Consider the following 1109-nt stretch of genomic DNA (forward strand, 5'->3'; position numbering starts at 1 on the left):
AAATTTTGATCTAAAATTTCTAAAGTCGCTAAATTTTAAAATTTAAATGCAATGCGGGCTTGGCGGCTTGTTCGCCATAGAGCTCGTAAATTCCGCCGCTGCAGAAATGGCGAACTCATTCGATTTAAAGATAAGGCAAAATTTTAGCTAGAGCGTCCGCAAAGAATTCCGATATTAGCACGCCCTTAAACACGCTGTGTTTGAAATCCGAAACCGATGAGGTGCGGCGAGGCTAGCCGCGAGCTTTGGCGATGCACGCCTCGATCGCCGCCATCACCGCTGCGCGAAACCCCGCCGCCTCCAGCGCTGCGAGTCCCTCTATCGTCGTGCCCGCAGGCGAGCAGACCGCGTCTTTAAGCTCCGATGGGCGCTTGCCGCTTTGCAGCAGGCGCGCCGTGCCCTCTACCGCCGCCGCTACCGCGTCGTAGCACAGCGCCCGCGGTAGTCCGCCCCGCACGCCCGCATCCGCCGCAGCCTCGATAAAGGCGCACACATACGCAGGCAGGCTTCCCGCGATCCCCGTAAATGCGGCAAAGCTAGCCTCGTCTATCTCGTAGAATTTGCCGATTTTGGCGGCTAGCGCTCGTACGACCTCCCGACTGGCCTCATCAAAATACTCGCCGTAGCACAGCGCCGTAGCCGACGCGCCGATGCCCGCGGCGACGTTTGGCATCGCACGGGCTACGAAAACGTCCGCACCTACGATATTTTGGGCACGTTCCAGCTTGAAATTCGGCGCCAAAAGAAGCAGAATTTTGCCCGCAAGCTCGGGCGCGATCAGGTGCAAAATCCCCTCATAGCTGGCGGGCTTGGTCGCGAGCACGATAATATCCGCTTCGTGCGCCAGTTGCGTCTCGCCCTCTAAAATTTGCACGCCGTAGCGCTTACGCAAGGCTTCGTTTTTGCTTCTAGCATAAGCTAGGACTTGAAGCTTTGTATCGGAGGCGGGCTGCGCGCAGGCGGAATCACGCTCGCGGCTCGCAAAATTCTGCTCTAAATTTGCGGAATTCCGCCCGCAAGCCGCAAAGCTTTGAGTATCTGGCATAAAATTCCGCCCGTCGTGCGCGGAATTTTCTCCGCCAGACGCGCAATTTTTTTTATCCTCTGTA

At 56.6% G+C, this 1109-nt stretch carries 1 protein-coding gene; it reads right to left on the reverse strand.

Annotated features, from left to right (window positions below; all coding sequences use genetic code 11):
- Nucleotides 1-232 precede the first annotated feature (232 nt).
- Nucleotides 233-1109 (reverse strand): pyrroline-5-carboxylate reductase (proC, locus tag Q0256_RS00680; RefSeq protein ID WP_297959094.1); only part of this gene is annotated, 877 nt, incomplete at its 5' end.

The sequence above is a fragment of the uncultured Campylobacter sp. genome, assembly GCF_937949835.1.
Classification (GTDB): domain Bacteria; phylum Campylobacterota; class Campylobacteria; order Campylobacterales; family Campylobacteraceae; genus Campylobacter_B.